Here is a 7,349-nt window from a genome sequence, read left to right on the forward strand (position 1 = left end):
CTCGCGTGCTCGGCGGGAAGTCGGTGTCGGCGCAAGCCCGCCCCTCGTCGGCCGACCTGCGACGGCCAACGGCTCCGCCATGGGCCGATTCCTTCCCCTACTGCTCTTCGCGAACCATGGCTGCGGTTCCCGCCACGTCGGCCTCCGCACAATGGGACATCTCCAACTCCTTCTCCAGCCCCATGAATGCCTCCATTTCACGAGGCCTGGAGGTTTCACGCCCCCAGGGAGTCCGGCACGACAAGGCACGGTGAACGCATACGTGGACTGGGCAGAGCTGCGGAGGAGAACGTCCAATTTTGACGTGTTCGTCCACCAGACGGGAGCATCACTCGAGCGGCCCCGTCAGCGGCCCTCCTCCGCCCCTCCGCTCCAGCCCTCACCCTCAACTGGGCCTCTATCCCGCCTATACGTCGTTGGGCGCCTCCGGGTTGCGGACCAGGACGCGCACGGAGGTGCTGCCTTCCGCCAGCAGCGCTCGGGCCGTGGCTCCGCCCTGTCGCCCCGTGACGGCGGTGACGAGGACAGTCTGGTGACGACTCATCGGCAGCTCCTTGGAAGTGGGGGGAGCCCCACCGCTTGTGTTCGCGTTGACTACGGAGGGGTCCCCCATTTGCCAAGGAAAAGGGGCGGACAAATGCCTTTCAAAATCCGGAGCGCCGGCCTCCATTCATCTGGCGACGCTGCCCACGCCGTCTGGAGGAACACCTTGAGCCTGCTGCTTGCCCTGAGTCTGGTCGCGCCCACGTCGCTTGCCCAATCGCCGTCCTCGCCCCGTGATGAGACCGTGCGGGTGCGCATCGAGACGGACGCCCCCGAGGTCAGCCTCTTCCGCGTCACGAGCGAGGGATACGGCACCGTCGCCACCACGGGAGGTACGGGCACCGTGGGCATCGTCCACTACCAGCGCGAGTGCACGATGCCCTGCGACGTCACCCTTCGCGACCCGACGACGGACTTCTTCATTGCGGGGTCTGGCATCACGCCCTCACGGCGATTCACGCTGTTGGACCACGGGCGGGATGTGTCCCTGAAGGTCGACCCGGGCAGCTCCGGACTGCGAACCACCGGCTGGCTCGCCACCATCTTCGGCGTCTCCCTGGCGGTCGCGGGTGGGGTGGCGATGGCCCTCGACGGCACGGTGTCCTCCGATTCATCCCTTCCGAAGGACAACACCTTGCGCAAGATGGGCATGGGCTCGCTGATTGGTGGCGGCGCACTGGTGGCGATTGGACTCCCCCTCTTCATCTTCAACGGGACGGATGTGAAGCTCGCGCCGAACAAGCTGACGGGGAACCGGGGATTCGACCTCTGATACAGAGGTCCCCCGGATGAGCCACCTCCAGCGCGCCCGCGTGTCCTCATGACCCCACCCCTCTTCCTAGGGGTGGTCCTCCCGCTCCTCGCCACCGCGTCGCCAGCGCCTTCGTCGGCGCGGTGGGGACTGCATTGGAATGCGCCCTCGGAGTGCATCCAGGCGGCGCCCCTGGCGCGCGCGGTGGAGGCTCGCCTGGGACGCTCCGTGTTCGGGGCCCTGCCGGATGTGCTCATCCATGGCGTGCTGGAGCCGGCGTCCTCGTCGGGGTGGTCCGCGAGGCTCACGCTCGTGGACGCTCGGGGTACCGTCCTGGGCAGCCGCGACATCGACTCCGCCACGCCCACGTGCGCGGACATTGAGCGTCGGCTCGTGCTGGTCCTCGCATTGATGATCGACCCGGAGGCCCTGCGTCCCCGGGAGCCCGCCCCGGTGCCCTCGGAGGTCGTGCCTCCCGCCGAGGAGGCACCACCGCTCCCCGAAGCGCCCGACACGACGGTGGAGGAGGACGTCCCAGTCGAGGAATCATCCCCACCGACTCGCGCGGCGCCGTGGCCGGGTCGCTCGACGGTGTCCGTCTCCGCGCTGACGACGACGGGGTTCTCGGACGGCCTCGCATGGGGAGGCCGCGTCGGCTGGCGGGGGGCGGGGAGCATGACGTGGCTCGTGGGGCTCTCCGTGGTGCCCTGGGCCCGCTCGGAGCTCGAGGACGGGCGGGTGGACCTGATGCTGGCGACGCCCGAGGTGGGGCTGTGTCCGCTGGTGGTGGGCGGCTCCCGATGGGAGGTGTCCACGTGCGCGGCGGCGGCGTTCTCGTTCGTAATGGCGGACTCAAAGGGTCCGGCGGTGGACGAGGTGGACTTGCTCATCCGAGGTGACGCGGTGGCGCGAGCCCACTTGGAGCTGCGACTGGGGAGCGCCACCGCGTTGCATGTGGGGGGCGGCGCCGCGGTGGGGTGGCTGCGTCCCATGTTGCCGATGACCTCCGCCTGGGAGGGGCGTTTGGGGGCGCCGTTGCGCGCGTTCGTCGAGCTGGGCCTGTCGTTCCGGGGGCCCTGAGTTACCGGGGGCGGGTAGCGCTTCACCTGGCGCCGGGAAGCTCACTAGAGTCCGCCAGCCCCGGACTCCCGCGCGATGCCCCCCCTTCCCCAAGCCCTGCCCGCTCCCGAAAGGGCGGAACCGCTCGACTTCGAGCGGGTGCATGCCCAGCACGCGGCCTTCGTGTGGCGCACGCTGCGGCGCATGGGCGTGAGGGAGGCGGACCTGGAGGACGTCTGCCAGGAGGCATTCCTGGTGGTCCATCGCCGTCTCCCCGAGTTCGACCCGCGCGCGCCCGTGGCCGCGTGGCTCTTCGGCATCTGCATGCGATTGGCCTCGGACCATCGCAAGCGGGCCCACGTCCGGCGGGAGACCCCCGTCGCGGAGACTCCTGACGAGGCCCGTCCCCCCGAGCAGCTCGAGTCCGTGGCGCGCACGCAGGCGCGGGCCCGGTTGGACCGCATCCTGGATGCGCTCGACGAGGACAAGCGGGCGGTGTTCGTCCTCTTCGAAATCGAGCAGTGGGCCATGGCCGACGTGGCCCAGGCGGTGGGGTGCCCCGTGCAGACCGCCTACGCGCGGCTGTACGCTGCGCGCAAGCAGGTCCAGGAGGCCGTGGCCCGGCTGCAAGGAGGCGAGAGATGAGGACGCCCGAGCCCGTGCGACTCCTGGACGAGTCCTCCGATGCCTCGCCCGAGCTGCGCGAGCTGCTGGGCTCCGCCCTGGACGATGGGCCCTCGGCCGCGCAGCTGGCGTCCCTCGCGGCCCGATTGGCGCCCCTCCAGCCGCCCCCGCCCCCTGCGGCTCCCTCACCGGCTCCGGTGGCGCCCGCGTCCGAGCCGCTCGCGGGTGGCGCGACGGTGGCCACGGGCCTCAAGCTCAAGGTGCTCGTGGGCGTGGCCGCGCTCACGGGGGCCGTGGGCTCCTTCCAGGCGGGCCGCGTCTACGAGCGCGCACAGCCTCCGACGGTCGCCCAGGCCCAGCGGGAGACGCCTCCGGTGGAGCGTCCACGGAGCGAGGTGCCCGCCGAGGTCGTCGTGTCGGCGCCCCCCGTTCCCGAAGCGCCCACTCCGCGTCCCGAGCCCGCCGCCCCCATCGTGGAGCGTGCGCCGGCTCCCGTCGCGCCTCGGACGAGCCCGCCGCAAGCCCTCCAGAAGCCTGTCGTGGAGCCGCCGCCGGAAGCTCGCGCCACGAGCCCGGAGGACGAGGAGCTGCTGCTCATCGATGACGCCCACCGTGCCCTCCAGCGAGGCGCCGCCGAGGAGGCCCTCTCGCTGCTGCGAGGACACGCGTCCCGGTTCCAGGCGGGCACGCTCGCGCAGGAGCGGGAGGTGCTCGCCATCGAGGCGTTGGTCCTGCTGGGCCGACGCGCGGAAGCCCAGCAGCGCGCCGAGGACTTCCAGGCGAAGTACCCGACGTCCTCACACCTCGTCCGTCTCCAGAAGCTGCTCCGTCCGCCAGCGCTGGAGTGACGAGGTGTTGGAGGCCCCCCCTTGAGCCCATGGGCGCCGCGAATCCGAATCAGTGACCGGACTGGCCCCCCACGTCGCGGCCATTCAACGGCTGCACGGGGCGGTTGTTCGGGTTGAGGTGGGGCAGCCGTTCGAAGGCGGCCATCTGCGAGTCGGACGGTGTACACCGCGACGCACCGCGGGCTCGCCGCCGCGCTGCTCGCGGGGCCGGAGGGGCTGTCACCCCAGGAGCTGTGCTGCACCGACATGCTACTCGACGTGTTGAAAGGGTTGGCGACGCGGGCGTCCTCGGCGGGGGCGATTCACACCTGCGCGACGGCGGAGGACCTGCTGAGGCTGGCGAACGCCATCGCGGTCGCCAACGAGCAGGATGCCCCCACCGCGCGCCGGGTGCTGCGCCTGGCGCTCCTCGGCATCCGGACGGGAGCATCGCTCGGGAGGCCCCGTCAGCGGCCCTCCTCGGCCCCTCCCCTCAAGCCCTCACCCTCAACAGGGCCTCTATCCCGCCTATACCTCCGGTTCAGGTCCAGTTCCGGTGGACGCGACAGGGGACGGACCACGCCCGGCGGGAGCAGGCCTTCTCGCTCGACGGCGAGACATGGGAGACCAACTGGGTGATGGAGCTCACCCGGGTCCACGGCGTCCGTGAACCCGGGTAACGTGATGCAACCGCGGGTGGACAGGCGCTCGCTGTCATTGCTCGGGCGTCACACGCAAGATGCTTTCGGGCATGGGTTCGTCATACGAGAAGAAGTATTGCTTCCTCGCGCGTGGAGGATACGGGATTCCGGTCGTCTTCCCTGACGTCCATTTGTCAATGAGCACCGTCAGTGCATCCATGCGCTGAATCGCCTCTCTGCGCCAGCGAGGCCACAACGGTTTCGGCGGAACACGGTACCACGCTTGTCGCTCGTCCTCCTGGGACGCTTTCAGCAGCGCTTCGTACTGACTCAGCAGTTCCTGACGCCAGTTTCCATTTCTCGACGCCTTCGTGTACCGCTCTCGAAGGCGAATGAACTCCTCCTCCAGGCGTCCGAGCAAGACGAGCAGACGTACCCAGCGGTGTTCATCGAATGCGAATTCACTCTGTAATCTCTCCGCGGCACGGCCTCCCTTCTCCGCAATGGCCTGGATGGTGCCGACCCCCATGTTCAGATTGAGGCCACCCTCCCCATCCGACAGACGGACATGCGCGATGCGCTCTCGATAGCTGGGCAGGCGGGCTTGCGTATTGTCACGGTAGTTCTGTGCGGTATCGAAGATCGCGCCCAGGAACTGGCTCAACCACTTAAGCGGATAGACATGGGGCACGAGGAGGTATCGCGGCTGTGCCAAAAACACATCATCGTCCCCACGATGGATGGACGCCTCCCTGGGGCCGGTGATGTTCGTGGGCATCTGCGAGTCCGCCAGATTGATTCCGAACGTGGGGCGCTGAGGCAGCCAGTCGTCGAACATGTGGATGGGGAAGTTGCTTGAGATTCCTCCATCGCTAAACCAGTTCTCCTGCAGTTCACTCTCTCCGGCGTCAGAGTCTTTCACCCGAAGCACATAGGGCTTCTTTCCTTCACTCAAGGCTGCGCGCTTTTGGAAAGTGTCGTGCTTGATGGTGTAGAGGCGCACCGCTCCCAGCAGCAAAGGGAAGCTGAGGCTCATTCTCGTGGCGACCACGACGGGGAGCGCATTGCCCGCCGGGAAGGGATAGAAGCCTTCGGCTCTCGCCTTCGCCAAGTCGAAGTTCTTGAAGGCGTCCTTGGTTCGCGCACTCTGAGTCCTGTTCAGTTCATACCTGTCCACATCCATCCAGTTTTCGAGGTACCGCACCACCTCCAATGGAAAGAGGCGGCGCATGTCGTCCGTGCGAAAGAGGTATCCTGCATCCAGTTCTTCCGGGTGCACGACGCGACGGCTCGCGGTCTCCGTATCTTCGCTGTGCAACGTATAGGGCTGGCGCTGGCTCAGGTTCGTCGTCACCATGCGAAAGTCGATGCCAAGATCCTTGCCCTTGCCATCTTCCTTCTCCCGAAGGTGGCCAAGGGTCAGGACGTCATCGCTCTCGAGCCCAGCGAGCTTCTGGATGTGCTCGTGAAGCCAGGGAGTCAGTGCAGGGTGCTTTGGAGCCCCGTTTCCGGACGAGACATCCATCCCTGTACAAAGCGCGAAGAAGCTTTGATCCTTGTCGCGCACATACTCAACCCCACCCTTGAGGGAGTGCCAGAGGCGGAGTCCATTCCGCATCACGCCAGCCAAGGACCAAAGCGAGGACCCCATCGCCAGCGTCTTCATGGGGCGTGAAGCCCAACGTGTCATGGTTGCGACAGGCCAGGCCAGCAGTCCGACTGACTGGCGAACGGCTCTCACGGGCAAGATGCTTCGATGCGCTGCCTCATCAGGTTCCTGAAGAACCTTTCGCGCCAGTTCCACCCATTGAAGTACCCGCCGTCTACCCGAGGAGTCATTGTAGACAGCAATGGCTTCGACAACGGCATTGAACAACCTTCGTGCCTGTGGAGCTGGCTGGAAGAGATGGAGCAGGAACCCTTCTTGTTTGAGCTGCTCCATCATCCCGCCCAATCCGGCGAACCCCACGTCCGGGCGTGAGTTCTTCTCCCTGCCATATTCGGCGGCTGCCGCCGCGGCGGCTGCGATAGCGCCGGCGGAGGTCCCGCCCAGTGAACGGAAGCGGTACTTCCGCGCCAGTTCCAGGATGGCTGGAGGATAGACGACGCCGCTGGTGACGCCTCCTTTCATGATGAGGTCGCATTCATCAGAAGGGTTCTGAAACGCGACGTTCTCGAAATGGCTTTTGCCTGCAGTGCTGGGTATTGCCAGGGTCATGGTTCCCCCTGAGAGCCCGTCAAGATTCAAACCAGGGCTCCCCTCCAGGAAGTCTTGACACTGAGTTCAGAGCACGCCACCGGGTGTGTTGGCTCGCGGCCTGTCGAGCGCCCAGACCGCTGGGACCAGCAGGTGGCGAATCCCCAGGCATGCGCCGCTCGTTCGGCTCCAGCGCCACGCGTGCGGCCGCCTTTGGGCTCTCATGGGTCGTGCGCAGCCTCCCCTTCATCGTGGTCGGGAGCGACTTTGCAGGCATGCCGGCGGCTACGCCGCCCCTGTCTCATGTCGAGCGATGTTGAGAGCGCTTCAGCGCGAGCTTGGTGCCGCCAGGTGGCAATGCACATCCGTCCAGCGAGCGCCTCGGAGCGGGCGGGCGTCGTGGGCTCGAAGGCTGCACCGGCCCCCCGCTCGGTCCGCGCGCTCCAGCCCCCTGTGTCAGGGAAGTTGTCGCCTCGGCTGACCGGCCGAGCTGACCACCCCCGGGGGCGAGTACAGGCAGGTAGCTGTGTCGTACACGGATGCATTCAAGGCGGAGATGGTGAAACGGATGGTGGGGCCAGGCGCGGTGAGCGCTGCGGCGCTTTCCCGTCAGGTGGGAGTCTCGCAGCCGACGCTGTCGCAGTGGTTGCGCGAGGCGCGTAGGGTAGCGGCGATGACGCCGCCGCCCGAGGAGAAGAAGCCCACTG

The 7,349-nt window shown here is 67.4% G+C and carries 8 protein-coding genes; 6 read left to right on the forward strand and 2 right to left on the reverse strand.

From position 1 onward, the window contains the following. Nucleotides 1-406: 406 nt before the first annotated feature. Nucleotides 407-544, reverse strand: a complete 138-nt coding sequence (locus tag BLU09_RS38590; protein WP_244172432.1) for an NmrA family NAD(P)-binding protein — start codon at nucleotides 542-544, stop codon at nucleotides 407-409. Nucleotides 545-709: 165 nt separating this feature from the next. On the opposite strand from BLU09_RS38590, the gene BLU09_RS37875 reads away from it, so the two are divergent. The 5 genes from BLU09_RS37875 to BLU09_RS40010 all read left to right on the forward strand — a co-directional run bounded on the left by BLU09_RS37875 (nucleotide 710) and on the right by BLU09_RS40010 (nucleotide 4,443). Then, entirely contained in the window at nucleotides 710-1,315 is a 606-nt protein-coding gene (locus tag BLU09_RS37875; RefSeq protein ID WP_090496009.1) for a hypothetical protein, read from the forward strand. A 48-nt stretch (nucleotides 1,316-1,363) separates the two neighbouring features. Then, nucleotides 1,364-2,374: a hypothetical protein gene (locus BLU09_RS37880; RefSeq protein WP_090496010.1), complete on the forward strand. Its 1,011-nt coding sequence runs from the start codon at nucleotides 1,364-1,366 to the stop codon at nucleotides 2,372-2,374. A 75-nt stretch (nucleotides 2,375-2,449) separates the two neighbouring features. Next, nucleotides 2,450-2,998 (forward strand): RNA polymerase sigma factor, encoded by a 549-nt coding sequence (locus tag BLU09_RS37885; protein ID WP_090496011.1) that lies wholly within the window; start codon nucleotides 2,450-2,452, stop codon nucleotides 2,996-2,998. Beyond that, entirely contained in the window at nucleotides 2,995-3,825 is an 831-nt protein-coding gene (locus BLU09_RS37890) for a hypothetical protein (RefSeq protein ID WP_090496012.1), read from the forward strand. Before BLU09_RS37885 ends, BLU09_RS37890 begins: the two co-directional genes overlap by 4 nt. Before the next feature lie 159 nt (nucleotides 3,826-3,984). Further along, nucleotides 3,985-4,443 carry an SbtR family transcriptional regulator gene (locus tag BLU09_RS40010; RefSeq protein WP_341865206.1) on the forward strand — a complete coding sequence of 153 codons (459 nt, stop codon included), beginning with the start codon at nucleotides 3,985-3,987 and terminating at the stop codon, nucleotides 4,441-4,443. Nucleotides 4,444-4,518: 75 nt separating this feature from the next. On the opposite strand, the gene BLU09_RS37905 is transcribed toward BLU09_RS40010, so the two are convergent. Beyond that, entirely contained in the window at nucleotides 4,519-6,663 is a 2,145-nt protein-coding gene (locus BLU09_RS37905) for a patatin-like phospholipase family protein (protein WP_090496013.1), read from the reverse strand. 505 nt (nucleotides 6,664-7,168) lie between these two features. Between BLU09_RS37905 and BLU09_RS37910 the strand changes: the two genes are divergently transcribed. Further along, nucleotides 7,169-7,349: transposase (locus BLU09_RS37910; protein ID WP_143043264.1), on the forward strand; the 181-nt coding region annotated here is incomplete at its 3' end.

Source organism: Myxococcus virescens (genome assembly GCF_900101905.1).
GTDB lineage: Bacteria > Myxococcota > Myxococcia > Myxococcales > Myxococcaceae > Myxococcus > Myxococcus virescens.

Coding starts and splice junctions, on each gene's coding strand:
- BLU09_RS38590 (WP_244172432.1), bottom strand. CDS start 544: ATGAGTCGTCACCAGACTGTCCTCGTCACCGCCGTCACGGGGCGACAG.
- BLU09_RS37880 (WP_090496010.1), top strand. CDS start 1,364: ATGACCCCACCCCTCTTCCTAGGGGTGGTCCTCCCGCTCCTCGCCACC.
- BLU09_RS37885 (WP_090496011.1), top strand. CDS start 2,450: ATGCCCCCCCTTCCCCAAGCCCTGCCCGCTCCCGAAAGGGCGGAACCG.
- BLU09_RS37890 (WP_090496012.1), top strand. CDS start 2,995: ATGAGGACGCCCGAGCCCGTGCGACTCCTGGACGAGTCCTCCGATGCC.
- BLU09_RS37905 (WP_090496013.1), bottom strand. CDS start 6,663: ATGACCCTGGCAATACCCAGCACTGCAGGCAAAAGCCATTTCGAGAAC.